The organism is Sneathiella sp. P13V-1, from assembly GCF_015143595.1.
Classification (GTDB): domain Bacteria; phylum Pseudomonadota; class Alphaproteobacteria; order Sneathiellales; family Sneathiellaceae; genus Sneathiella.
Window position 1 is genome coordinate 562,385 of sequence record NZ_WYEU01000001.1, and the last position, 23,961, is coordinate 586,345.

Annotated in this window: 20 protein-coding genes and 3 pseudogenes; 2 read left to right on the top strand and 21 right to left on the bottom strand. The window is 54.0% G+C overall.

Annotated features, from left to right (window positions below):
- Window positions 1-51: 51 nt before the first annotated feature.
- The 15 genes and pseudogenes from GUA87_RS02860 to GUA87_RS02930 all read right to left on the bottom strand — a co-directional run bounded on the left by GUA87_RS02860 (window position 52) and on the right by GUA87_RS02930 (window position 15,809).
- The gene (locus GUA87_RS02860; protein ID WP_193715002.1) at window positions 52-1,218 is read right to left on the bottom strand and encodes an acyl-CoA dehydrogenase family protein; all 1,167 of its coding nucleotides are present in this window, start codon (window positions 1,216-1,218) and stop codon (window positions 52-54) included.
- A gap of 221 nt (window positions 1,219-1,439) precedes the next feature.
- Complete coding sequence (locus tag GUA87_RS02865; RefSeq protein ID WP_193715003.1) at window positions 1,440-2,366, bottom strand: electron transfer flavoprotein subunit alpha/FixB family protein; 927 nt, start codon at window positions 2,364-2,366, stop codon at window positions 1,440-1,442.
- Window positions 2,366-3,124: an electron transfer flavoprotein subunit beta/FixA family protein gene (locus GUA87_RS02870; RefSeq protein WP_193715004.1), complete on the bottom strand. Its 759-nt coding sequence runs from the start codon at window positions 3,122-3,124 to the stop codon at window positions 2,366-2,368. The genes GUA87_RS02865 and GUA87_RS02870 overlap by 1 nt, the downstream gene beginning before the upstream one ends.
- A 40-nt stretch (window positions 3,125-3,164) precedes the next feature.
- Window positions 3,165-3,947: an enoyl-CoA hydratase/isomerase family protein gene (locus tag GUA87_RS02875; RefSeq protein WP_193715005.1), complete on the bottom strand. Its 783-nt coding sequence runs from the start codon at window positions 3,945-3,947 to the stop codon at window positions 3,165-3,167.
- Window positions 3,948-3,958: 11 nt separating this feature from the next.
- A complete protein-coding gene (locus GUA87_RS02880) occupies window positions 3,959-4,735 on the bottom strand; it encodes an enoyl-CoA hydratase/isomerase family protein (RefSeq protein WP_193715006.1) in 777 nt (258 codons plus the stop codon).
- A 78-nt stretch (window positions 4,736-4,813) separates the two neighbouring features.
- Window positions 4,814-6,064 carry an ABC transporter substrate-binding protein gene (locus tag GUA87_RS02885; RefSeq protein WP_193715007.1) on the bottom strand — a complete coding sequence of 417 codons (1,251 nt, stop codon included), beginning with the start codon at window positions 6,062-6,064 and terminating at the stop codon, window positions 4,814-4,816.
- Between the two features lie 98 nt (window positions 6,065-6,162).
- Window positions 6,163-7,401: an ABC transporter substrate-binding protein gene (locus GUA87_RS02890; RefSeq protein ID WP_227711660.1), complete on the bottom strand. Its 1,239-nt coding sequence runs from the start codon at window positions 7,399-7,401 to the stop codon at window positions 6,163-6,165.
- Window positions 7,402-7,434: 33 nt separating this feature from the next.
- On the bottom strand, window positions 7,435-8,244 hold the full coding sequence (locus GUA87_RS02895; protein WP_193715008.1) for an ABC transporter ATP-binding protein: 810 nt from the start codon (window positions 8,242-8,244) through the stop codon (window positions 7,435-7,437).
- A gap of 11 nt (window positions 8,245-8,255) precedes the next feature.
- The gene (locus GUA87_RS02900) at window positions 8,256-9,329 is read right to left on the bottom strand and encodes a branched-chain amino acid ABC transporter permease (RefSeq protein WP_193715009.1); all 1,074 of its coding nucleotides are present in this window, start codon (window positions 9,327-9,329) and stop codon (window positions 8,256-8,258) included.
- 3 nt (window positions 9,330-9,332) lie between these two features.
- Window positions 9,333-10,220 (bottom strand): branched-chain amino acid ABC transporter permease, encoded by an 888-nt coding sequence (locus tag GUA87_RS02905; protein WP_193715010.1) that lies wholly within the window; start codon window positions 10,218-10,220, stop codon window positions 9,333-9,335.
- On the bottom strand, window positions 10,221-12,140 hold the full coding sequence (locus tag GUA87_RS02910) for an AMP-dependent synthetase/ligase (RefSeq protein ID WP_193715011.1): 1,920 nt from the start codon (window positions 12,138-12,140) through the stop codon (window positions 10,221-10,223). It abuts the gene before it with no gap.
- On the bottom strand, window positions 12,133-12,939 hold the full coding sequence (locus tag GUA87_RS02915; RefSeq protein ID WP_193715012.1) for an ABC transporter ATP-binding protein: 807 nt from the start codon (window positions 12,937-12,939) through the stop codon (window positions 12,133-12,135). Before GUA87_RS02915 ends, GUA87_RS02910 begins: the two co-directional genes overlap by 8 nt.
- A 38-nt stretch (window positions 12,940-12,977) precedes the next feature.
- Window positions 12,978-13,832 carry an SDR family oxidoreductase gene (locus GUA87_RS02920; protein WP_193715013.1) on the bottom strand — a complete coding sequence of 285 codons (855 nt, stop codon included), beginning with the start codon at window positions 13,830-13,832 and terminating at the stop codon, window positions 12,978-12,980.
- Between the two features lie 105 nt (window positions 13,833-13,937).
- Window positions 13,938-15,060: pseudogene (locus GUA87_RS02925) on the bottom strand (acyl-CoA dehydrogenase family protein).
- Entirely contained in the window at window positions 15,057-15,809 is a 753-nt protein-coding gene (locus tag GUA87_RS02930) for a CoA transferase (protein ID WP_193715014.1), read from the bottom strand. Before GUA87_RS02930 ends, GUA87_RS02925 begins: the two are co-directional and overlap by 4 nt.
- Before the next feature lie 195 nt (window positions 15,810-16,004).
- Between GUA87_RS02930 and GUA87_RS02935 the strand changes: the two genes are divergently transcribed.
- Together GUA87_RS02935 and GUA87_RS02940 are read left to right on the top strand one after the other, a co-directional pair.
- Window positions 16,005-16,847, top strand: a complete 843-nt coding sequence (locus GUA87_RS02935; protein ID WP_193715015.1) for a type IV toxin-antitoxin system AbiEi family antitoxin domain-containing protein — start codon at window positions 16,005-16,007, stop codon at window positions 16,845-16,847.
- Window positions 16,840-17,754: a nucleotidyl transferase AbiEii/AbiGii toxin family protein gene (locus GUA87_RS02940; RefSeq protein WP_193715016.1), complete on the top strand. Its 915-nt coding sequence runs from the start codon at window positions 16,840-16,842 to the stop codon at window positions 17,752-17,754. The genes GUA87_RS02935 and GUA87_RS02940 overlap by 8 nt, the downstream gene beginning before the upstream one ends.
- A gap of 299 nt (window positions 17,755-18,053) precedes the next feature.
- On the opposite strand, the pseudogene GUA87_RS17815 reads toward GUA87_RS02940, so the two are convergent.
- The 6 genes and pseudogenes from GUA87_RS17815 to GUA87_RS02975 form a co-directional block, all read right to left on the bottom strand.
- A pseudogene (locus tag GUA87_RS17815) lies at window positions 18,054-18,643 on the bottom strand (transposase); the annotation flags it as partial.
- Between the two features lie 365 nt (window positions 18,644-19,008).
- Window positions 19,009-20,799, bottom strand: coding sequence for a hypothetical protein (locus GUA87_RS02955; protein ID WP_193715019.1), 1,791 nt, complete (start codon window positions 20,797-20,799; stop codon window positions 19,009-19,011).
- A 79-nt stretch (window positions 20,800-20,878) separates the two neighbouring features.
- A pseudogene (locus GUA87_RS02960) lies at window positions 20,879-21,721 on the bottom strand (YifB family Mg chelatase-like AAA ATPase); the annotation flags it as partial.
- A 98-nt stretch (window positions 21,722-21,819) separates the two neighbouring features.
- Window positions 21,820-22,758 carry a glutathione synthase gene (gene gshB, locus GUA87_RS02965; protein ID WP_193715021.1) on the bottom strand — a complete coding sequence of 313 codons (939 nt, stop codon included), beginning with the start codon at window positions 22,756-22,758 and terminating at the stop codon, window positions 21,820-21,822.
- 76 nt (window positions 22,759-22,834) lie between these two features.
- Window positions 22,835-23,443, bottom strand: a complete 609-nt coding sequence (locus tag GUA87_RS02970) for a BON domain-containing protein (RefSeq protein ID WP_193715022.1) — start codon at window positions 23,441-23,443, stop codon at window positions 22,835-22,837.
- A 70-nt stretch (window positions 23,444-23,513) separates the two neighbouring features.
- The gene (locus tag GUA87_RS02975; RefSeq protein ID WP_193715023.1) at window positions 23,514-23,882 is read right to left on the bottom strand and encodes a YraN family protein; all 369 of its coding nucleotides are present in this window, start codon (window positions 23,880-23,882) and stop codon (window positions 23,514-23,516) included.
- Window positions 23,883-23,961 lie beyond the last annotated feature (79 nt).

Below are 23,961 nucleotides of genomic sequence, written 5' to 3' on the forward strand. Positions count from 1 at the left end.
GACGAGTTTCTGGTACAGGGTGAAGAATAGCCTCCCCCGGCACCGGACGGATCAAACGTCCATCGAACGCGCGATCAGTTCCTTCATGATCTCGTTGGTGCCGCCATGAATCATCTGGACCCGGCTGTCAGCATAAAGACGCGCGATGGGGTATTCCATCGTGAAACCGTGACCGCCTTGTAGCTGCAGGCATTCGTACATGACCTCGTTCTGCGTCTGGCTGCCCCACCATTTCGCCATCGAAGCCGTGGCCGCATCAAGCTCGCCCTCTTTAAGACGTGCGAGCCCGTCATTGACGAAGGAACGTAGCAACTCGGCCTTGGTTTTGCATTCCGCCAGTTTGAAGCGTGTATTCTGGAAGTCCATGATCCGGCTTCCAAATGCCTTGCGGTCCTGAATATATTTCACAGTTTCAGCGATCGCAAAGTCAATAAAGCCAAGCGCGGCAATGCCGATCATCAGCCGCTCCCAAGGCAGCTGCTTCATCAGCTGGTAGAACCCCTGCCCCTCTTCCGGACCAAGCAAGTTCGACGTAGGCACTCGCACTTCCTCGAAGAACAGCTCAGCCGTATCCGAACCTTTCATGCCCAGTTTCTTCAGGTTCCGTCCCCGGCGAAAGCCCTCGGCGCCCTCGGTTTCCAGAACGATCAACGAAACGCCCTTGGCGCCGGCGTTGCGGTCGGTCTTTGCCCCGATCACAACCAAATCCGCCGCGTGCCCGTTGGTGATGAAGATCTTCGATCCGTTGATCTTGTAGTGGTTGCCATCCTTTTCCGCATAGGTCTGGAGGTTCTGGAGGTTCTGGAGGTCAGAACCCGGTCCCGGCTCGGTCATCGCGATGGTCGCGACATGGTCGCCGCTGACCAGTTTCGGCAACCACTTTTTCTTCTGTTCTTCGCTGCCATATGCGTTGAGATAATGGATTACGATGGACTGGATGCCATAGCCCCAACTCATATCACCTGTGCGCCCCTGCTCGTAAACGGTAATCGCGTCGAACCCGATGCCACCACCGAACCCGCCATATTCTTCGGCAATCGAGCCACCCATGACACCCTGCTGACCGACTGTTTTCCAGAAGTCGCGGTCAACAATGCCCTGCCTCGCCCATTTATCAATGTTCGGAGCCATCTCTGCATCGAAAAGCCTGCGTGTACTATCCGCGAACATTTTGTGTTCATCCACTGCCCAACTAGGGGAGTTCTTTATCAGAGACATCAATTATTCCTACCGATTCAAGCTTGTGTTGAGCAAAAATCTAACAAGTGTTTTGCTCTTGACAATGAACCGGAGCCATTCTGACGGGGCGTCACAAGGCTTCGGACCGTGCGCATCCGGGTTTATCCAATCCACTCGCCGCCCTTTCGGCTCGTACAAAAAAGGCCCGCCAGGGGTTCGACGGGCCCTTGATACGTTTTGGCTGGTTGGGCCGTGTGCCCTTACAGCTTCTCGGTCAGTTCCGGAACGGCCTGGAACAGGTCAGCGACCAGTCCGAAGTCGGCGACCTGGAAGATCGGGGCTTCTTCATCTTTATTGATCGCGACGATGATCTTGCTGTCCTTCATCCCGGCCAGGTGCTGGATCGCACCCGAGATGCCGGCGGCGATGTACAGGTCCGGGGCCACGACCTTGCCGGTCTGACCCACTTGCCAGTCGTTCGGCGCATAGCCAGAATCGACCGCAGCGCGGGAGGCGCCGACCGCCGCGCCCAGCTTGTCGGCCAGCGCTTCGATGATCTTGAAGTCTTCCTCGGAACCAACGCCACGGCCGCCCGACACCACGATACCGGCCGAGGTCAGCTCGGGGCGGTCGCTTGCGGCGACCTTGTCTTCGACCCATTCGGACAGACCCGGATTGTCCGCCGCGCCCACGGTTTCGACCGGGGCGGAACCGCCCACGCCGGCCGCATCAAAGGTCGAAGTCCGGAAGGTAATCACCTTCTTGGCGTCTTTGGATTTGACTATCTGCACGGCGTTGTTGGCATAGATCGGGCGTTCAAAGGTCGACCCGTCCACAACTCCAGAGACGTCCGACAAGACCATCACGTCCAGCAGCGCGGCAACGCGCGGCATGACATTTTTGGCGTCGGTGGTGGCGGGTGCAACGATATGTTCAAACCCTTCTGCCAGGCTGACGATCAAAGCTGCGGTCGGTTCAGCCAGGCGGTGGCCCAGCGATGCATCTTCGGCCACCAGAACCCTGGCCACACCGTCGATTTTCGCGGCCGCGTCGCCGGCTGCGGCGGCGGATGCACCGGCGCACAGAACAGTCACGTCGCCAATGGCCCTTGAGGCGGTGACAGCCTTGGCGGTGGCGTCCATCGCCAATTCGCCATTGGTCACTTCGGCAAGTAGAAGAACAGCCATTACACAGCCCCCGCTTCTTTGAGTTTCGCAACCAGATCATCTACCGACTCGACGATAATCCCGGCCGAACGTTTGGCGGGTTCTTCGGTCTTCACGATTTCCAAACGCGGAGAGACATCGACGCCGTAGTCGGCGGCGGTCTTTTCATCCAGAGTTTTTTTCTTGGCCTTCATGATGTTGGGCAACGAGGCATAGCGCGGCTCGTTCAGGCGCAGGTCCACGGTAATGATGGCGGGCATCTTCACCGCAATGGTCTGCAACCCGCCGTCTACCTCGCGGGTTACCCTGGCGCAGTCGCCGTCGACCTTCAGTTCAGAGGCAAAGGTCGCCTGGGACCAGCCTAGCAGCGCCGACAGCATCTGACCGGTGGCGTTCATATCATTGTCGATCGCCTGCTTGCCGCAAAGCACCAGAGCAGGCTGCTCTTCATCGACAATGGCTTTCAGAATCTTGGCCACGGCCAGCGGCTCAACGTCCTGGTGTACGTCATCGGCGGCCACAACCAAAATCGCGCGGTCTGCACCCATGGCAAGGGCGGTACGCAGGGTTTCCTGGGCCTGTTTCACGCCGATCGAAACCGCAACGACCTCATCGGCCTTACCGGCCTCTTTCAAATGGATCGCCTCTTCGACCGCAATCTCGTCGAATGGGTTCATTGACATTTTAACACTTGCGAGATCGACACCGCTTCCGTCCGCTTTGACACGAACCTTCACGTTGTAGTCGATCACGCGCTTGACAGGTACAAGCACCTTCATCCACGTTCTCCTTGAGTTTTGTGATAAGATTTCAACAGAACTAACGGTCTTTGAATTCTGGAGTTCTTTTTTCCGAGAAAGCTTTCATGGCTTCGGGAAAGTCATGCGCGCACAGCAAAACACTTTGGGCATCGCGCTCGATGTCCAGCGCCTCGAGATAGCTGCACTCGGCTGCGGCGCGCATCACACGCTTGGCGGTCTGAACGCCAAACATCGGGTGCGTTGCAATCTCGCGGGCGATTTCCAGAGCCCGCCCCTCGACCTGGTTGGCCGTTACGCATTCTTCGACAACGCGCAGGTCCCTGGCGGTGCGCCCGTCGATTTCACGGCCCGTGAGCACAAGCATCCGGGCCACGCCCGCACCGGCCCGCTGCTGAAGCAGCCAGCTCGATCCCGTGTCGGGACAGCCGCCGACGCGTGCAAATACTTCGCACAGCCGGGCATCTTCGGCGACAACGACAATGTCCGCCGACAAGGCCAGGCTTAGACCTGCACCAAAAGCCACGCCGCATACCGCTGAAATCAAAGGTTTGCGAAATAGATAGGCCGCGCGCCCGCCATCGTGAACCAACTCCACCATTTCCGAGGTCGCCCTTGCGCCTTTCGCGATCTCAGACTGAAACCCGACAAGATCGCCGCCGCTGCTGAAATGCTCGCCACCGGTCATGACAACGGCACGGATCGTATCGTCCTGTTCTGCTTCGCTTAGGAGCGCCACCAGTTCTTCGACGAACCCGATGCTGTAAGGGTTGCGTTTTGTCGGCTGAAGAAAACGCAGGATTCCGACAGGGCCTTCCCTGTCCAGGCGAATAAGTTCAGTCATTCAAACCTCCATCAGGTCCCGGTCCAGACGGGTGCTCGTTTTTCAGCAAAGGCCTTGGGGCCCTCAATCGCGTCGTTGCTGGCGTAAACCACCTCGTGCAGGCGCTTGCCCTCTTTCAGGCCACCCGAACAGCCCAAGTCCATGGTCGCGCGAACGCCGCCTTTGGCCGCAATCACCGAAAGCGGCGCCGCGCTGGCAATGCGTTTGGCAAGGTCAAAGGCCCGTGCGCGAACGCAATCGGGGGTGTCTTCGATATAATTGGTGAACCCGTATTCGTGCAGGCGCTCGATCGGCATCCAGTCGCCGGTCAGAACAATTTCCATAAGGATGGGCTGCGGCAGCATGGATAGTGCTGGCGATGCCCAGGGCGATCCACGACCGATCTTTACTTCGGTAATACCGACATTGGTCCCCTTGAGACCGACCCGCAGATCGCAATTCAAGGTCAGCATCATTCCGCCCGCCATCAGCGACCCCGTCATCGCCGCGATGATCGGTTTCTTGCAGGCCCGCATGGTCTCGTGAAACGGGTCGCGCATCTTGGTCAGAATATCGACGCCCTCGTCGCGTGCGATTTGTGTGGCTTCCTTCAGATCCAGTCCGGCGCTGAATACGCCGCAATCGGCCGAAGTCAGAATTGCAACACGAACACTGTCGTCCGCCTCGATCTTCTCCCAGGCGTCGGTCAGCCCGTTCGTAGCCGCCACAGAAAGCGCGTTTTTGCGTTCGGGCCGGTTGATACAGACGGTCGCAATTCCGTCTTCGATCTTCACGTCAATGGGGCTCATAATACCTGCTTCGTTTTTTTGAACAATCTAACTGCGGAAAGGTTCCCCGCGACATGTTTGCCGCGGGGAACCTCAGTCTTATTCGACTTTGAACGTCGCGGAGCTGTGCTTGATGACATCCCACACAACGTCGAGATAGTCGGCGCTCCAGTCGGTCAGCGGAACCCAAGTTTCGCCATTCCACTGCTCGACCCTAGTCTTGCCACCGCCACCGTGGTCTTTGTCGGTCACTGTTACCGGGGCCATGACGCCGTTTCCATCGAAGTTCTCGATCGATTCATAGGCATTCTTCATGCTTTCCGGTGTGATCGGCCAACCGTTTTCGGTAATCGCGATACGCGCAGCTTCAAAACCGACCGAGTAGATCGCCATGCCCGTGTTGTAGTACACGTCGCGCACCAGGTTCTCGGGTCCGCTGCCCTTGCCATTGGCATAGTAGCTGTCTAGCATCGTCTTCACGATCGGAACTTCCTGGCCACCGGCCACGTTGGTCCCGCGCAGGATGCCTTTCGCCTCTTCCGCGCCGATGTTGGCGATATCGACTTCGTTCAGCCAGTTCACCGAAAGATAGCGTTCGATCGGGAAACGGTTGCGACGCATTTCTTTCGAGGCGACCACATGACCGCCCGCCAGAAGCCAGCTGATCACGTAGTCTGGCTTGTCACGGCGGATATTGCTCCATGCACCGGCTTGATCCGACCCGGGAAGCGGCACGGGATAAAGCTCCAGCTCAAACCCTTCCTTTTCGGAAAGTGTTTTGAGGATCTCGATCGGTTCCTGGCCAAAGGGATAATCCAGATAGATGAACCCGATCTTCGCCTTGCTCAGGTCACCGCCCATCTGGCCCTTGATGAAGGAAACGTCATTTGCCGCCTGCTGCCAATATGTCGGACCCACCGGGAAAACCCATTCGAACACATCGCCGTCCACGGCGTCACCGCGACCAACGAAAGACTGCATCAGTATGTTGCCGTCCTTCATCGCACGCGGCAGAACCGCGTTCGTGACAGGCGTCGAGAGCATGTTGAAAAGGAAAACGCCTTCGCGCTTGAGCTGCTCGTAGCATTCCACGCCACGCTGCGGTTCGTTGCCGTGGTCGCGAACGATAATTTCCACCGGATGACCTTCGATACCGCCATTCTCGTTGGTGTACACCGCCAAATCCTGCGCGGCCTGGGCCACCTGCGGCGAAATGAACGTATACGATTTACTGAGGTCGAAGCAGAGTCCGAAGCGGATCGGCTCCTTGTCTTGCGCTGCGGCCACAGCTGCGCTTGCTGCCAGCGCGGTAGCAAGGACCACTGCCTTAATGTGCTGTTTGAGTTTCATGTTTTCTCTCTCCCATTGCTTAGGTTTTGGGGCGATGATACCGTTTCGTAAGCGCCGCTGCCGCCCCGCGTAGCGTCACCCTTCCTGCTACCAGTCTTTCACTGCTCGTATTTTGAGGAACTATCCTTTACCACATCCCACACGACGTCGGTGTATTCAGAGATCCAGTCGGTTTGTGGCACCCAAGCCTCCCCGTCCCACATCTCGATCCGCGTCTTACCACCGCCGCCATGATCTTCGGCCGTCACCGTAATGGGTGCCATCAGCCCGTTCGCGTCGTATCCCTCAAGCGACTCCAATCCCACTTTGTAGGACTTTGCGGTAAGTGGAAGGCCTTCGTGTTCTGCCGCCTTGCGTGCGGCCTCGAACATGATTGAATACATGGCCAAACCAGTGTTGTAGAAAACGTCCTGGGTCTTCTCAACCGGGCCCGAACCCTCGCCCTTGTCGTAGAGCTCGGTCATGATCTCTTGATACAGAGCGACATTCTGACCGCCCACAACATTGGTACCGCGCTTGATACCCTTGGCGGCCTCGTTGCCAATATTAGCGATATCGACTTCGTTCAGCCAGTTGACGGAAATGTATTTGTCCATCGGGATACGATTACGCTGCATTTCCTTAGACGCAACCACATGAGCACCGCCCAGCATCCAGACAATCACATGATCTGGGTTGTCCCGGCGCACCTTGGACCACACACCAGCCTGGTCGCTGCCAGGCAGTGGCACAGGGTAAAGCTCAAGCTCGAAACCCTCTTTTTCGGACAAGGTTTCGAGAATCTCGATCGGCTCCTGTCCAAAAGGATAATCGAAATAAACAAACCCCACCTTCACGTCCGACAAGTCGCCGTCATGCAACTGCTTGATATACGCGACGTCGTTGGCGGCCTGTCCCCAATAGGTCGGTCCGACCGGATAGACCCAATCGAAGACGGTGCCGTCCACGGCATCGCCGCGGCCGACAAGAGACTGCATCAGGATATACCCATCTTCCATGGCCCGCGGCAGGATAGCCAGAGAGACCGGGGTGGACAGTGTATCGAAGACGAATACACCCTCGCGGCTGAGCTTCGAGTAGCACTCGATCCCGCGCTGCGGTTCGTTCCCATGATCGCGCACGATAACTTCGACCGGCTCTCCTCCTATGCCGCCCTTCATGTTGACCAGTTTCGCAAGATCCTGTGCCGCTTGGGCAACTTGTGGCGTGGCAAAGGTATAAGCTTTGCTGAGATCGTAGCAAATGCCGATCTTGAATGGCTCAGCCAGAGCCTGGGTGCTGAACATTGCTCCCCCGAACATGGATAACACAACCAAAGCTTTGGTAAGTTTCTTCATTTGTTCCTCCCTGAACTGTTTCCAAATAGTACCTTAGCTCAGCCAACGCTTGCGTCGGCTGTAGTGCTTGACGTTGTGAAAATCGGTTTCCCCGCCGCCCAGATAGAACTCCTGAATGTCGGAGTTGGATTTGAGCTCCTTGGCCGTGCCGTGCATGACAACACGGCCGTTCTCGATAAGGTACCCTTGCGAAACGATTTCCAGAGCTGCCAGTGCGTTCTGCTCCACCAGCAGGACGGACAGGCCCTCTTCCCTATTGATCCTTTGTAGGATTCCGAAGATTTCCTCGACCAGGAACGGAGCAAGCCCGAGACTTGGTTCATCGAGCATCAACAGCTTCGGCTGGGTCACGAGGGCCCGCCCAATGGCAAGCATCTGTTGCTCACCCCCCGACAGATAGCCTGCTTGCGAATTGCGGCGTTCGGCAAGCCGCGGAAAATATCCGTAGATCATTTCTTTTTCGGCTTTCAGCGCTGATCGGGACATTCCGAGCGGCGCGGCGGCGGTCAGGTTCTCGTCGGGGGTCAGGTGTTCGAAAACCCGTCGCCCTTCGATGACATGACAGATGCCCATCTCGACACGTTTTTGCGCGAGCGCTTCGGTAATTTCAGTTCCTTGGAACGTTATCTCACCTCGGCTGATGCGTCCGCGCTCAGCCTTCAAAAGACCGCTAATCGCTTTCAACGTGGTGCTTTTCCCCGCTCCGTTCGATCCCAAGAGTGCGATCATCTCGCCTGTAGGGACCTGGACCGAAACACCTTTGACCGCCAGCATCACATTGTCGTACAGCACCTCGACGCTGTTCATGGACAGAATATTCTGGGTTTCAACTTGTTCTTGCATCGGCCTTTCCCCTATTTCTTGAATTGATCGAAGGGCCAGACCATCAGATAGTCTCTGATGTTGCCGTAGAGTTTTCCCAAACCGAGTGGTTCGATCAGAAGGACAATGACGATCAGTGCGCCATAGACTGCGTTCGGAATGTGAGCGAGTGTTTCAACATCGATCTGCACGCCAATCCAGTGACTCAGCGTGACGACGAGACCATTCACCAGACCGGGAACAAGAAGGATAAGGGCAACACCAAAATAGGATCCGATTATGCTGCCAAGACCGCCAACGATCACCATTGCAAGAATCTGGATCGAAACGGCAACCGAGAACTGTTCGGGGGCAGCTAAAAAGAAGAAAGTCGCGACAAGCAACGCACCGCTGACACCCGCGATGAAAGACGAAGTCGCGAAAGCCAGAATCTTGTAGTAGAAGCTGTTCACACCCAAGATCGCGGCGGCAAAGTCTTTTTCCCGCACTGCGACCAAGGCACGTCCAAGCCCCGTGCGTTTGAGGTTGAGCATGAACATCGTCACCAACACGCACCATCCAAAGGCAACATAGTAAAAGCCGGTGTCAGACGTAATCTCTTGTCCAAGCAGCGCCAATGTCGGTGACTGGAGCGACGCGTGTGAGCCCCCAGAAATCGCCGGAGAGTGGGTCAGAACCCAGTCCATCACGAATTGCATAGCGAGAGTAGTGAGGGCGAGATAGAGCCCTTTGACCCGCAAGGCGGCAAAAGCGAACAGGCTGCCAATCACAGATGAAGTCAACCCGCCAATGATCAAGGCAAATTCCCATGGCACTCCGAAACGCGCAGCGTGGATCGACGAATATGCTCCGACGGCCATAACCGCAGCATAACCCAAGTGCAGTTGGCCGGCCCACCCTGTCACCAGGTTCAGTCCAAGCGCGGCAGCCGTCCAGATCAGCCACGGAAGCATGTAGCTGTTCAGATAGAGCGAAGGAATGATGAATGGCGCGGCAAGACCAATCAAGAAGATGAATGCTGTCAGGTTCCTGTCAGCAGGCACCTTGAAAACACGGCTATCCGAAACATAGTCGGTGTGAAGTACACCGGAGAGTCTATAAAACATGCCTTACACCCTTTCGATGTCGTGACGACCAAACAGCCCGTGCGGACGGATCATGACCGTAAGAATGAGCACGGCAGCGACGATAAGCTCACGGCTTCCGCCTCCGACAAGAGGATCGAGGAAATCAGCGCCAACGTTTTCGACGACGCCCAGGATGATGCCCGCGATCACCGCGCCCAGAATACTGTCGAGACCACCGAGAACGGCAACCGTCAGACCCTTGAGAAGCAACAGCGACAGCGCCTGATCGACACCCTGAATTTCGCCCCAGATAACGCCTGCGGCGACGGCAACAACAGATGCCAGCGCCCAGGACAAGCCAACTCCGCGTTCAACCGAGATGCCGACAGACCACGAAGCCATGTAATCATCCGCGATCGCTCGCAACTTGATCCCGGTCCGGGTTTGGAAGAACAGCATGAAGGCGACAAACAAGGCGAGCGCAACACCGGCACCGACCAGATGGATGCGGCTGATGAAGATTTCGCCCAGGAACAGCGGATCATAGCTGATGCCCAGCTCCATAGAACGTGACGTCCCGCCCCAGATCGCAAGCGTCGTACCCCGCAGAAAAATGTCAAGGCCGAGTGTCAACATCAGGATCATGACGACCGGCCGACCTGCGAGACGGCGCAGAGCAACACGCTCAATAGCAAACCCCAAGCCGAACATGACTATTGCGGCGAGTGGAATGGCGGCCCAGAGCGGCAAGCCCACGTCGCGTGCTAACGCCAGGACCACATAGGCCCCGATCATTGTCAGCCCGCCCTGCGCCAGATTGGGCACCGAGGATGCTTTGTAGATCAGCACAAGGCCGATAGCGAATAGCGAATATAGCAGACCCGTCAAGGCTCCGTTGATCGCAAGTTCTGATAGAAAAATCCATTCCATTTACACCTCCCTGACAGGAAGGCTTCTTTCGACCTTCCCTACTTCTCCGGTCTCGTAAGTCACCTGCGCGCTTACATGGACCTCTTTTGAACCGTCGTAGAGCGCTGCAATCACGTCGGCATAACGTTCCTGAACGACCTTCCGCCGCAGTTTTCGGGTTCGCGTGATTTCGCCATCGTCCGGGTCGAATTCTTTCGGCAAACTGACAAAGCGTTGCAGGCGCAACGGTTCGATGACGGCCTTGTTGACCCGCTGGAAAGCCTCGCGAAGCAACGTCGCAACCTCTTCACGCTGAGAAAGATCGGCATAAGACACATAGGGCACACCCTTCACCTCTGCCCAGTGGCCAACTGCTTCGAAATCCACGCAGACCATGGCAGTCAATTCGTCAAGACCGGCGCCTATTACGGCCGCATCCTTAATGTAAGGGCTGAATTTCAGCCGGTTTTCGATGTAGTTTGGCACATAACGCTCGCCTCCGGCTGTATGCATGACCTCGGAGACGCGCCCCAGAACAACCAAGTGTCCGTCTTCCTCCAGATACCCGGCATCACCTGTATGCAGCCACCCGCCCTCAAGGGCTTCGGCGGTCGCTTCTGGTTTGTCGAAGTACCCTTCAAACACACTGTCCGAACGCACCAGGATCTCGCCGTCTTCCGCGATCATCACCTCGACACCCGGCGCGGGTTTGCCAACGGTATGAAGGCGCACTTCACCCGGAGCCTGAATAGCATTGATCGCGCTGTTTTCGGTTTGGCCGTAGAGTTGGCGCAATTTGATTCCCAGGGCTCGGTAGAAAACAAAGGTGTCTTCGCCGATCGCTTCACCGCCAGTGAACGCGTTCTTGAGGCGGCCCATTCCGAACTGGTCCTTGATCGGACCGAAAACGATTGCCTCACCCAAAAGTCGACCCAAAGGTTCCAATGCACCACCGCTTTTGCCATTCAGTTTGCGTGTCTCAGCTGCGACGGCACGGTTCATGAAAAAATGGTACAGCCATTTCTTGAAAGGGGTCGAATTCTCGATACCAACCTGGATTGTCGTCAGCATCTGGTCCCAGCTTCTCGGCGCCGCCAGATAGAAGGTCGGAGCGATCTCGCGCATGTCGCGCACGACTGTTTCCTGACGCTCAGGCACATTCACGGTGAAACGCCAAAGTAGTGCCGCCGCAACGGTTATGGCGTAGTCTCCCACCCAAGCCATAGGCAAGTACGCAAGGATCTCCTCATTTTCGTCGAATGCACCCGCCGCACGCCCATTCTGAGCCGCAGCAAGAACGTTCTTCTGACTCAGTACGATCCCTTTCGGTGCGCCAGTCGTTCCGGAGGAATGCAGAAAAATGGCCGAATCTTCAGGTTTCGCACGACTAAGCAATTCCTCACGCAGACCCGGGGTTTCGTTAAGATCGTGCTGACCAACTTCAATCAGATGATCCCAGGACATCAGCCCTTCAACCTCGTAGAAGCCAAGACCGCGCGCTTCATCATAAATGATGTGGTCGATGCCCTGTGCACCCGCGCCATTCAGTTCAATGATCTTGTCAACCTGTTCCTGATCTTCCGCGATGGCCGCGACGATCTCGACTTCGCCAAGAAAGTGCCGCAGTTCCTCGAGCGTTGCGCCCGGATAAGCGGGCATTGCGTAGGCACCAAGCAACGAAACAGCCAGCATGCCACCATACAACCGCGCACGGTTATCGCCCAGAAAAAGCACTGCTTTGCCCGGCTTCACGCCGATTTTTTCAAGTCCAGCCGCACAGGCTAGTACCTCTTGGGCGTATTCCGCCCAGGTGATTTCTTTCCATATCCCGCGCTCTTTTTCGCGAAGGGCGATATCCTTTCCGTGGAGCGACGCGTTCTTCGCCAGAAGTGCGCCAATCGTTTCACCGCCTGAAGACCGGTTTTTCGTAAAATCAGTCATGCGACCCTCCGATATATGCCTCGATGACCCGCGGGTCCTTCACAACCTCTTTCGGGATGCCACTGGCGATCATTTCGCCATAATTTAGGGCCAGCATCTGATCGCAAATTCCGGTGATGACATCCATATGGTGCTCGATGAGTAGAACGCTTACGCCACGTTCAGCCCGGGCATCCAGAATGAAGCGGGACATGTATCCCTTTTCTTCCTGATTCATGCCTGCCATCGGCTCATCAAGAATCAACATCTGCGGCTCAGCTACCAATGCCCTTGCCAACTCGACACGTTTTTTCAACCCGATCGGAAGCCCATCAACCAACTCATGCCGGATGCTTTCGAGTTGTAGAAACTCGATCACCTCTTCGACTATTTTACGGTTCTCGATCTCTTCACGCTGTGCTGCCCACCAATAGAGCGCCGTGCGCAAAACGCCTGGACTCATGTGGATGTGCCGCCCGAGCAGGATGTTGTCCAGAACGCTCATCCCGTTGAACAGGGCAAGATTCTGGAAAGTCCGGGCAACCCCAAGCCTGGCAACCTTGTGAGGCGCTGTGCCCGTGATGTCTTTTCCTGCCAGCCGGACTTTGCCCTCGTTTGGCGGGTAAAATCCGGTAATTGCGTTCGTTAGTGTTGTCTTGCCGCTGCCATTTGGACCGACAAGTCCAAAGATTTCCCCTTGCCGAATGACAAGATCCACACCGGTGACAGCGACGATGCCGCCAAACCGCCGTTCAACCCCCTTACACTCTAGTATCGCTCCACCATCGTCACCCAAGGCCGTTTTTCGCTTCGTCGTCATTTAAATACTTCCCTCTCCACTGACGTTCATGGATTTCATCAGGAAATCCGGAAGTAATCCGGTCGCCCAGTTGGCCACGGATCCCCCCACAATTGCTGCCCACCGTCGATGTTCAGAACTTCACCGGTTACGAATTTCCCTGAATTGGCCGCCATATAGACAACGCCTTCTGCGACATCCCATTCGTCCCCGGCGTGCCGCATCGGATTGGAGTCCTGAAAGGTTGCAGAACCCTCCGGAGGGTAGTTCCCGAAACCGTTACTTTCGCAGCAACCCGGTGCCACGCAGTTCACTCGGATATCATGCGGGGCCCACTCCACCGCAACCGACTTGGACAGATAAATTACCCCTGCCCGGGCCGCACAGGTGTGCGCGATCCCGGGCATACCGCGCCAGATATCGGCCACGATGTTGACGATGGAGCCCGATTGCTTGTTGGCAACCCAGTGGCGCGCTGCGGATTGCATCATCCACCAAGTGCCGTTGAGGTTGGTGTCTATGACCGCATTCCAGCCCTTTGGACTGAACTCCAACGCAGCTTGCGGAAACTGACCCCCAGCATTGTTCACCAAAACGTCAATCGCCCCAAATTCCTGGTTCGTCTTGGCGACAAAATCCTCGACTTGTTCTGGCTCCCGGATGGTCATAGGCGAAGCTAAAACTCCGCCCCCGAAACTTTCGAGGAACTCCCCGGTCGAAGCCAGTTTCTCTTCGTTGCGTCCATTGATCGCCAGATTAGCCCCCAGCCTTGCAAACAGGGTCGCAATTGCCAGCCCCAGCCCGCCTCCTGCGCCGGTCACCACAACGGTTTTGCCTGCGAATAAATTGTTTGCGTAAACGGTTGCACGTTTTGACAGGTCCCCCTTTGAGGACCCGAACCGCCTTTTATTCATAACGCCTCCTCTCATTCCCCTTTTGGGGTAGTTGACGCTAATCTAACATCTGTTAGAAAATTCGTCAAGACAACTTTCCCCAGTAGCCCTGCCTGTTATCTCCGATCAAAAAGACTTTGGTAGCCCAAGGGCTTTTTCCGCTATGAACGACAAAAGCATCTGCGGTGTCACCGGTACGATGCGGAAAAGCAGAGCCTCCCGCACTAACCGCTCCACGAGATATTCCTTGGCATATCCGAATCCGCCAAATGTAATTTGTGCGGCTTCGTTCGCCTCGACGCCGCAGAGCTCTCCCGCATCGTAAAGGGCGGCGGCATGCATCACCATGAGATTGGCAGATTTCACCCGCGCCCATGCCCGAGCCAGCGGATGCTGAACACCCTGGTTTTGGCCGATCGGGCGGTCAAAAATCACACGTTCGTTTGCATAATGCGCCGCGCGCACCAGTGCGTTGCGCGCAATACCAATACATTCGCCGGCCACCAGAATGCGTTCGGGATTCAACCCGTGCAGAATTTGCCTAAAGCCTTTGCCCTCCTCCCCGATCAGGTCCTCAGCCGGAATCGGTAACCCATCAATGAAGACTTCGTTCGAATCGACTGCCTTTCGACCCATCTTTTCGATCTCTCGCACATCAATGAAGTCACGGTTTAGATCCGTATAGAACAGGCTCAGTCCTTCGGTCGGCTTGGTCACATCCTCAAGCCGCGTCGTTCTGGCCAAAAGAAGCATCTTGTGCGCCACCTGCGCGGTAGAAATCCAGACTTTTTGTCCGTGTACGACATATCTATCTCCCTGTCGTACCGCCATTGTCTTCAGTTTTGTGGTGTCCAGGCCGGTGGTCGGCTCGGTCACGGCGAAACAAGCTTTTTCATCACCAGCAATTAGAGGGCCAAGCATGCGCGCGCTGCTCATCGGTCCCAAACTTCACCACCGGGTTGAGCCCGAAAATGTTCATGTGGATGGCCGAGGCTCCGCTTGCGTCAGCTCCTGACTCGGCTATTGCCTGCATCATAATAGTCGCTTCGGTGATCCCCAGACCGGCGCCGCCGACAGCTTCCGGCATAGCGATACCAAGCCAACCGCCATCGGCCATTGCCCTGTGCAGATCATGAGGGAAACCACCTTTGCGATCCCGTTCCAGCCAGTAGTTGTCGTCAAACTGGGCACAAATCCGAAGAATCTGGTCGCGGATTTCCTGTTGGTCAGCGCTCATTCTAAATGTCATGGCACCCTCTTCCCTTCCAGCCTCACGACTCCTGCCTCACAAAGGGCAGTGATCCGCTCGTCATCAAAACCCAGATCACGCAGAATGCTTTGGCTGTCTGCGCCAGGCTGTCGTCCCAGCCAACGAAGCTTGCCGGGCGTCGCGCTCAGATGCGGGACCGGGCCAATGACCTGAGTCTGCTCACCTGCGACCGATACAATATCCCCGCGATGGCGTATCTGCTCGTTCGTCGTGATTTCCTCGACACTCAACACACGCGAAACAACGGCATCATGGCGGGCGAATTCCGCCTCCACTTCTTTAGCCGTGTGCTGCGTGACAAAATCATTTATCGCATCGAAGACCACCGCCATGTGCCGCGACATCTCGCCAAGTGTCGCAAACCTCGGATCATCGGCCAGGGCGCCCCCGCCGACGGCACGCAACAGTCGTTGCGCGGTTTCGGCGCTCCCTGCAGAAACTGTCAGCCACACCCCATCAGACGTTCGGAACATACCCCCTGGAGCAAAGTCCATCGGCTGGCGGAGTCCATTGCGCCGCGGCGAGAGGTTTGCGCCTGTCAGTGCGGGGACATCTTCCAGCAGCTTGTCGTTCTTGCTCACCCACAAGGCGCGCTTACGGCCCTTGAGACGGTTATCAAGAATGATCCCGGCTACCTGCCGCCCTTTGCCGCAACCGGTGCCGTCACCAAGGAACCAGCCTTGTCTGAATTGCACCGAGCGGATCTGGTTCTCTCCCCCAGCCTCCATCTCGCTTTCGCCAGCTAGGTCGTGATGCTGGTTCTCCTCGCCCCCGGCTCGTTCCCCAAAACCTTTCCGGCCTCTAACTCTCATCACGCCAAGTTATTTTGAAATCTTCTTATTTGCATGGCTAACAACCAACTAATTTAGCAAGCATCAAATCACTCCTTGCCTATATTTTAAAAACATGCGATTTTCATGGTTATGAGCCATCAAAGACAGCCACGATTAAAGCCCCTTCTTGACAAGGTGCCGCCAGGTTTTCTGGTGGATACCCGCTGGCTCAAGGCCCAAGGCATTGACGCCAAGTCGATCCACGACTACGTGGCGCGGGGATGGCTTGAACGGATCATACGCGGCGTTTATCGCCGCCCTCTTCCGGAAAGCGTACAGGCGCCGACGGCTGTCCCGTGGGACAGCGTCCTGCTTTCTCTCCAGCGAATCATGGAGTACGAGGTGCACCTGGGCGGCCTGAGCGCGCTCGATCTGGCGGGTTATGCGCATTACCTGCATCTTGGCGGCGCGCCGCGCATCCACCTCTATGGCGATGCGCCCTCATGGCTAAAGCGCCTGCCGAGCGACGCAAAGATAGTTATGCACCGGCGAACCCTGTTCGGCGATGACCGGACCGGGATCACGGATTCCGACCGCGACGCCCGTGAAAGCAACCAGAGCGTAAATGTCTGGCGCTGGCCTTTGATGGCATCGTCTCCAGAACGGGCCATTCTCGAAGCCCTCGACGAATTGGGCGACGAAGCTGGTTTCGAGAAGCTGGATAAAATCTTCGAAAGCCTGACCACCCTGCGTCCCAAGCAATTAATGGCGTTGCTCACGGTCTGCCGGAGCGTAAAAGTCCGACGCTTGTTTTTTGTCTTCGCGGATCGCCACAAGCACGCCTGGCGCAAACACCTTGATGCCGACCGGGTTGATTTTGGTTCCGGGCCTCGGGCGCTCATCAAAGGCGGCAAGCTCCACCCCATCTATCGCATCTACGTACCGGCAGATTTCATCCCGGAGAAAGAAATGAGGGAACGGGCCGATGCATGAGCGTTATGTGGAGCAGGTTCGGCTTCTATTGAGCGTATTGCCGGACATCGCCCCGGAGAACGTGTTCGCCCTGAAGGGCGGCACGGCCATCAATCTGTTCTATCGGGATATGCCGCGCCTGTCTGTGGACATCGACCTCACCTATATGCTGGTTGACGACCGTGACACCTCACTAAAAGATATTGACGAAACCCTTGAGCGAATCATGGCTCGTATCATCCAGCGCAATCCTGCGGTTCAGGCCAAGCGCATCGCTGGCGGCGGCAACAACGATACCCGCATCATGCTCAGCAACGGGAGGGCGCACATTAAAATCGAGACATCCCCGGTGACACGCGGCGCGGTTTATTCGCCCGCATTAATGGTGGCGTCGGACGCGGTAACGGAACAATTCGGTTTTGCGGAAATGAACGTTGTCGCCTTTGAGGACCTGTACGGTGGAAAGCTTCACGCCGCCCTTGACCGCCACCACCCGCGCGATCTGTTTGATGTAAAGCTGCTCTATGAGAATGAAGGCCTCACCGACGACTTGTTCCGCGTATTCATGGTCTACGTGGCGAGTTCCGGTCGTCCCATGCATGAACTGCTGGCTCCAACGGCACCATTCAATGACGCCCTTTATGACAGTGAATTTGTCGGCATGACGAAAGAAGCTGTTTCCAGGGAAGAGCTGCTGGAAACACGCGAGCAATTGCACGCGGACATCCGGAACAGATTGACCGGCGACATCGCCGCCTTTCTGTTGACCCTTCATGACGCGTCGCCGGATTTCGATCTGATTGGCCTGCCGGAAGCCGCAAACCTGCCCGCCATCCGCTGGAAGCTCATGCACCTGGAACGGCTGAAGCGGGAGAACCCTTCCAAGCACGCCGAACAACGCGAGGCGCTTGAGAAGCTGTTCAGGTAAACAGCGACGAAAAACCGCCCACGGCAACGCCGGGGCGGTAAAATCGACGGAGCTGTTCTTGATCGTTAGGCTACATCTGGCAATTCCATGTTGAAATACAGCGATTTGGTTTTGGCGTCGAACCCGGCGGGCTTGCGGCCCCGGGTAATACGGATGCTGGCCTGACAGCCTTTGCTGTGTTCGGTGGTGAAGGCTTTGGCCTCGCCAATAGCTTCGTCCGTGGTGGATGCCTGAAATTGTTTTTGCGGCAATTCCTGCCCGAAGCCGAAAGAGGTGACGAAGAACCCCCGTTCCAGCTTTGCCGGGTACAGGGTACCGATTGCCCGCTTGCGGCCACCTCGTTTGCGAACCTGCAAACCTTCTTCCCGATAGAGCCGTCTCAGCTTTTTGTGGTTGATATGCCAACCTTCACGGACAAGCAGAATATGCAGACGCCGATAGCCGAACCGGCGGCGCTGTCGGGAGAGATCCCGTAATCGGCTCCGAAGCAACTCATCTGATGGCCGAATGCTCTTGTAGCGAATTGATGACCTGTCGGCCTCCAGCACCTGACACGCCCGCCGCTCGCTCACCTCATGCGTCTCGCAAAGGTAAGCGACGGCCTCCCGCCTGACACCGGGCGTTACCATTTTTTTGAGGCAACATCCTTCAGCATCGCAATGTCAAGGTGGGCATCCGCTAAAAGGCGCTTCAATCGATTATTCTCTTCTTCCAACGTCTTAAGACGCCGGGCCTCGCTGACATCCAGACCGCCATACTTGGCTTTCCAATTGTAAAAGGTCGCTTGGCTGATCCCGTGACGGCGGCACACATCTGCCGTCTTCATGCCACTTTCCTGCTCCCGCAAGATCCCGATGATCTGTTCTTCTGTAAACCGTGAACGCTTCATTTCCATCTCCAATTCTCAAGATGGACTCTAACACAATTTGGAGGAAATTTAGGGGCTCAGGTCAGGGCTAACGTTCTTATTACCAGCCTATCTTATCAAGCTATATAAGTATTTAAGAGATGATCTTCCAACATATAATGGCAATTCTAGCTGGACATTCCCGATACCAGCGCGATACGTCATCGTACCTGACATAACCATTTTCTATTCGGACATAAATTCTGACCATACAAAAAGACCAGAGACCGAAGAGCTAATACCAACCCTGCGCCAATTCGCAATCCTATAAGCTTAATCAATTCTCCCTGCTCCCCTACCGTCGAGGCACTTTACCCTCTAAGAACATCGCCGGGTTTTTGAGCAGGTTACTCAGAGTAAGGTAGATTTAATAAGTGAAGCTTCACCTTTTCTAGAAATCTCTTCTTATAGCTTTCAGCATCCGTCATAGAATGCCTGATACTAGTCAACCTATATCCTTTAAACCAATTGCTCCTGCGCGCTTCAAAAGAGATATGCTTCAGAAGATTAATAAGTTGATCATTGTTCAGTGATCCGAAATCGTTCTTACTAAACATATTGATTGCAAACAACTGATTACCGCCTGGTTGAATTTTCAGTATATAAACAAAATTATTAAGGTACTTTAACTCAACTAGCACACAGGTTCTTCTTTCGCTTCGTTCGTGATTTGTAAAACGAAAGCTTCGGTTTTTTTTAGATTTTTCTAAGCAGATAAAATTAAGATCAAGATTATTACGTTTAATGTATCTCTCTCCAAGCTTCTTGAACGTAACTTTCAGACTAATATCATTTAATTCTTCTAATTTTTTAACTCCATCACAAAAAACCGCTAGGCTCTTGTCTGTTCCAAGCTCTACCGTTCCAACAAACTCGTCTGCGGTAGAAGGACGAAACGTAGAATCTCCAAAAGCACCTTCACCAATAGCGTTGCCCTCGACCTCAATCGGTAAGGCCGTAATATACCCTTTTGAATCCGTTAAATGGTCTTCTTGGGCATGTTTCGTGTCTATCACAATGTCATTATACGCTTCGAATACAGCATTCATTTTACTATCAACAAATTTGTTTAACAGCTTCTGGGCTTCCTGATCCTCTTCGATAGATACGTCTATTTCTGGAGAATCATCAATTTCTATGGCTTTGACACTTTGCTGACCAGACTTCTCTCTGTCCTCTCCGGGGAAACTTTCGCGGTTAGAGCCTGGATTATCTCGTCTTATCTCCAATCTTTTGAAAGGAAATGCTCCACTGCAATTTAGAATGCGCAAACCAAGAAATCTCCAGGTGCCATCATGACACTTCACTCTCTTGCCCAACATCCTAAGTTTTGTCTCTCCATCGAACGGAAAGCAAAAGCCGATATCTGTATCTTGATGAGGGGAGTAACTTTTAATTTGTATTTTCTTTCGGAGCGATACCGCTCCTTGGCGGGCTTTTTCACAGCCAATAATTTTGGCAAGAACTATCGCATCAAAATTAGTTAATTGCTTTCGGACCCCCACATAAGCTGTTTCATGTTCTTTGTCATAATAAGTATGATTTCTGTTATATAGCTGATCAGGGTCTTCAGACAATCTCCCGTTGACCAAAGATTGGTTCCAAAACCCACTCGACCCGTAATAAAACCAAAACAGAACAAATTCTGGTACCAAGAATTCTACTTTGTCCTTTGTCCGGACAAATCGGCACAGCTTTCCATCCAACGCACCTTCAAATCGATAGTATTTTCCGGAAATTAAATAAGATGGCTTTCCAGACTGAGAGGAAGACACATATGGTTCAAATTCTATTTTTTCAGTTTGATCACTTGAAAGAAAAAGAGTTTCCGTATCTCCAACTAAAGACCAATCATTTTCGTCCTCTCGTTGACCATCAGTCCAAACTGATCCAATCTCCAAGGCCGCCATCCAATCTAATGACAGCTTAACTGGCCTTACAATCGGTTTCCCATTCTTGTTCTCTAGCGCAGTGTTAGAAAAAATCGGTTTGCCTGAATTTGGTTTTAATTGGTGAAAATATGCATTTACAACCCATTCAGTAGTTTTTGTAGGATGCTTAGAGATTTGCCCAAGAGCACTTAATCTCCATCTACCGGGACATTCTTTCTCAAGTTTTTTACTAGTAATAATTGCCATTCCATGACAATACTATTTTTCCTCTATTTTTGTTATTTCTATTTAATAATATTTTTTTTCATATAGTTTTGTTCACGACACCACCGCCCACAAGCGCGGCAACAGATGTTGAATGGTGGGGATCGCGAAAAGGGCGCGCGCGGGTAAGCCCCCCTTCTTTAATCTCTCCTGCGATACTGGCGATCATACTGACCTCCAGCGCTTCTTCCGCATCCAGGGGTGGTAATATCCCCGGCAATCTTGCCGCCAACATGGATTTTCCGGAACCGGGTGGACCACTCATCAGAAGGTTATGCCCCCCTGCCGCTGCTACTTCCAGCGCCCTTTTCGCACTTTCCTGCCCTTTGATATCTTCAAGGCCAAGATAAGCTGAGCTCTCCTCTATCTGCCCTCGAGTCGGCGGAGAGAGAACCTGCGTTCCTTTGAAATGATTAATCAGCTCCAAGAGATTGGCGGGGGCTAAAACCTCTAGATCCCCTGCCCATAAGGCTTCGCTTCCGGTTTCCTTGGGACAAATCATATTTTTGTCCTGCGCAACTGCTTCGACGGCTGAGGGCAAAACACCTGAAACCGCGTTGCAGCTGCCATCCAATGACAGCTCTCCCATCACAAGATAACCTTCCAATTCTTCCGGGGGCAGGACACCCATGGCAGCCAAAACCCCAAGGGCAATGGGAAGGTCGTAATGCGCCCCTTCTTTTGGAAGATCAGCCGGAGCCAGATTAACCGTAATACGTTTTGGAGGAAGGCCAACACCCAGTGAATTAAGCGCCGCCCGCACCCTTTCGCGGCTTTCCGCAACCGATTTATCTGCAAGGCCAACGATGGTGAAAGCTGGCAGGCCACTGCTCATTTGAACCTGAACGGAAACGGTCTTCACCTCCATCCCCTGAAAGGCGACCGTATAGACGCGCGACTGCATATTCCCCCCTCTTAACCCCCAATTAGAAGAGAAAAGGATAGCAGGATTTAGGCTGGCGTTAATTTATGAACACCAGCCCGGATTTTAATAGGATTAAATCAGAGTTTTGCTTCGATGCAGTCCCAGATCTCAGCTTCCAGTTTCACACCGTCATAACGGTTGATTTCCTGAATGCCTGTTGGGGAGGTGACGTTAATCTCTGTCATATAATCGCCAATCACATCGATCCCGACAAAGATCAGGCCCTGCTCTTTCAAAGACGGGCCAATAATATCACAGATTTCCTGCTCCCGCGGGGTGAGTTCCGTTTTGAGGGCTTGGCCGCCCACATGCATGTTGGAACGGCTTTCACCCTCCTGAGGGACGCGGTTGATGGCACCAACGGGTTTTCCATCCACCAGAATGATCCGTTTGTCGCCATTGCGAACTTCAGGCAGATATTTCTGAATGATCATTGGCTCACGGTAGAACTCGTTGAACAGCTCATGGATCACCGTGAGGTTCTCATCTCCCGGTTTCAGGTGGAACACACCTGCGCCGCCATTGCCGTAAAGCGGCTTGATAATGATGTCTTTATGTTCTTCCCGGAAGGCTTTCATTTCTTCCAGATTGGAGGAAATGAGGGTTGGTGGGAGAACCCCATCAAAGTGGGTTACAAAAATCTTTTCAGGTGCATTTCGAACGCTGACCGGATCATTGACGACAAGTGTTTTTGGATGCACACGCTCCAGCAAATGGGTGGCTGTGATGTAGGACATGTCAAAGGGAGGGTCCTGACGCATCAATACAACATCTGTATCCGCCAGATTAATGCGTTCCGCATCACCTAACGTGTAATGGTTTCCATGTTCGCGGCGCACTTCAAGAGGCCGTGCTGTTGCAATGACCTCACCGTCCAGGAAGGACAGATCCTGAGGGCCGTAGTGGTATAATTTATACCCGCGGGCCTGCGCTTCCAGCGCCAGAACAAAGGTACTATCGCCATTGATATCAATGGATTCGATAGGGTCCATCTGGATTGCAACGGTTAAACTCATGGTTTTTTCCTAAATTATTAATATCCGCACACGCCCGCTTGGAATGTAATTCGAACTTGGATTTATGCAAGAGAAGTTAGGTTTTCTGCTTTTTTCTTTTGGGCGAATCTTTGGTAATTGCGTGACTGATTATTTTCCGAACGCCAGAGATATCCCGGGCATGTAGATATACCCGTTCGATTTCATCGCTGTCCTGACCAATTCCAAAGATATACACAACCCGGTTCACTGTATCGAAGGAGTAATTCACATGCTTGATGGAAGTGTCCTGAAGTACTCTGGTTTTTAGTTTGGCAGATATCCAGCTGTCTTCGGTGGCATTGACGACGGTGTTCTTATCACTGATTTGCAGCTCATTTATCACCTCGCGAACGCCGTCAATTTTCCAGATAAGTTCGGCAACAAGGCGCCGCGTATTTGCGTTCTGCACCTCACCCGTTAACAGAACACGCCCCTCAATAACAGTGGTGGAGACATCGACAAACAGGCTCTGACTTTCTTTTAAAAGCCGGTCCACGATGCTCACTTTTATCTGCCCGTCTTCAAACGCATCACTCACCGAGCGCTCTTCCGCGACCACAACACCTGCAATCGCCGCCCCACCAAGCGCAGCCCCAACCGGGGTACATCCGGACAAGACACCAAGACCCAATATACCCAGCATGAAAATACCGCAGAATTTCATTGAAAATGACCTCAACTGTTCTTTTTCGCCACTATATCGGCAACTGTTATTCTTATAAAGCCTGACCTTGTTACCATGCGTTTTTGACATGAATGGGACGGCTTTTGAAATTCCGAACGACGATGACATCATGCCGCAAGTCCATCTGACTATATTGTGATTTTTTGGCTGTAAGATTGCATAACGCGCGCGATATTCTTTGTTGCTGCAACTGACTTACAGCCAACAAGCCTTCTTCCAGGGATGGGCGAAACTTCACCTCAACGGCGATCAGGGTTTGCCCCTTTTTCGCAATAATATCGATCTCCCCCTGAGGGGTTTTCAACTGCCTGGCCACAATGCGGTACCCCTTAAGGCGCAGATAGAAAGCCGCAACTGTTTCGGCCCGCTGCCCTTTCTTAAAATGCAGCCTCTTGCTTTCCAATTGATCCGCTGTCAAATTCCTGCCTCAGTTATAGGGTTCCCTGACGGTAGAATGACATTAATTTCTTGCCGCTCCAAGCCCCATGCTTTTAGAC

Coding starts and splice junctions, on each gene's coding strand:
- GUA87_RS02905 (WP_193715010.1), bottom strand. CDS start 10,220: ATGGAATGGATTTTTCTATCAGAACTTGCGATCAACGGAGCCTTGACG.
- GUA87_RS02900 (WP_193715009.1), bottom strand. CDS start 9,329: ATGTTTTATAGACTCTCCGGTGTACTTCACACCGACTATGTTTCGGAT.
- GUA87_RS02865 (WP_193715003.1), bottom strand. CDS start 2,366: ATGGCTGTTCTTCTACTTGCCGAAGTGACCAATGGCGAATTGGCGATG.
- GUA87_RS02895 (WP_193715008.1), bottom strand. CDS start 8,244: ATGCAAGAACAAGTTGAAACCCAGAATATTCTGTCCATGAACAGCGTC.
- GUA87_RS02860 (WP_193715002.1), bottom strand. CDS start 1,218: ATGTCTCTGATAAAGAACTCCCCTAGTTGGGCAGTGGATGAACACAAA.
- GUA87_RS02870 (WP_193715004.1), bottom strand. CDS start 3,124: ATGAAGGTGCTTGTACCTGTCAAGCGCGTGATCGACTACAACGTGAAG.
- GUA87_RS02875 (WP_193715005.1), bottom strand. CDS start 3,947: ATGACTGAACTTATTCGCCTGGACAGGGAAGGCCCTGTCGGAATCCTG.
- GUA87_RS02940 (WP_193715016.1), top strand. CDS start 16,840: ATGCATGAGCGTTATGTGGAGCAGGTTCGGCTTCTATTGAGCGTATTG.
- GUA87_RS02885 (WP_193715007.1), bottom strand. CDS start 6,064: ATGAAACTCAAACAGCACATTAAGGCAGTGGTCCTTGCTACCGCGCTG.
- GUA87_RS02935 (WP_193715015.1), top strand. CDS start 16,005: ATGAGCCATCAAAGACAGCCACGATTAAAGCCCCTTCTTGACAAGGTG.
- GUA87_RS02880 (WP_193715006.1), bottom strand. CDS start 4,735: ATGAGCCCCATTGACGTGAAGATCGAAGACGGAATTGCGACCGTCTGT.
- GUA87_RS02955 (WP_193715019.1), bottom strand. CDS start 20,799: ATGGCAATTATTACTAGTAAAAAACTTGAGAAAGAATGTCCCGGTAGA.
- gshB (WP_193715021.1), bottom strand. CDS start 22,758: ATGAGTTTAACCGTTGCAATCCAGATGGACCCTATCGAATCCATTGAT.
- GUA87_RS02910 (WP_193715011.1), bottom strand. CDS start 12,140: ATGACTGATTTTACGAAAAACCGGTCTTCAGGCGGTGAAACGATTGGC.
- GUA87_RS02915 (WP_193715012.1), bottom strand. CDS start 12,939: ATGACGACGAAGCGAAAAACGGCCTTGGGTGACGATGGTGGAGCGATA.
- GUA87_RS02970 (WP_193715022.1), bottom strand. CDS start 23,443: ATGAAATTCTGCGGTATTTTCATGCTGGGTATATTGGGTCTTGGTGTC.
- GUA87_RS02890 (WP_227711660.1), bottom strand. CDS start 7,401: ATGAAGAAACTTACCAAAGCTTTGGTTGTGTTATCCATGTTCGGGGGA.
- GUA87_RS02920 (WP_193715013.1), bottom strand. CDS start 13,832: ATGAATAAAAGGCGGTTCGGGTCCTCAAAGGGGGACCTGTCAAAACGT.
- GUA87_RS02930 (WP_193715014.1), bottom strand. CDS start 15,809: ATGGAGGCTGGGGGAGAGAACCAGATCCGCTCGGTGCAATTCAGACAA.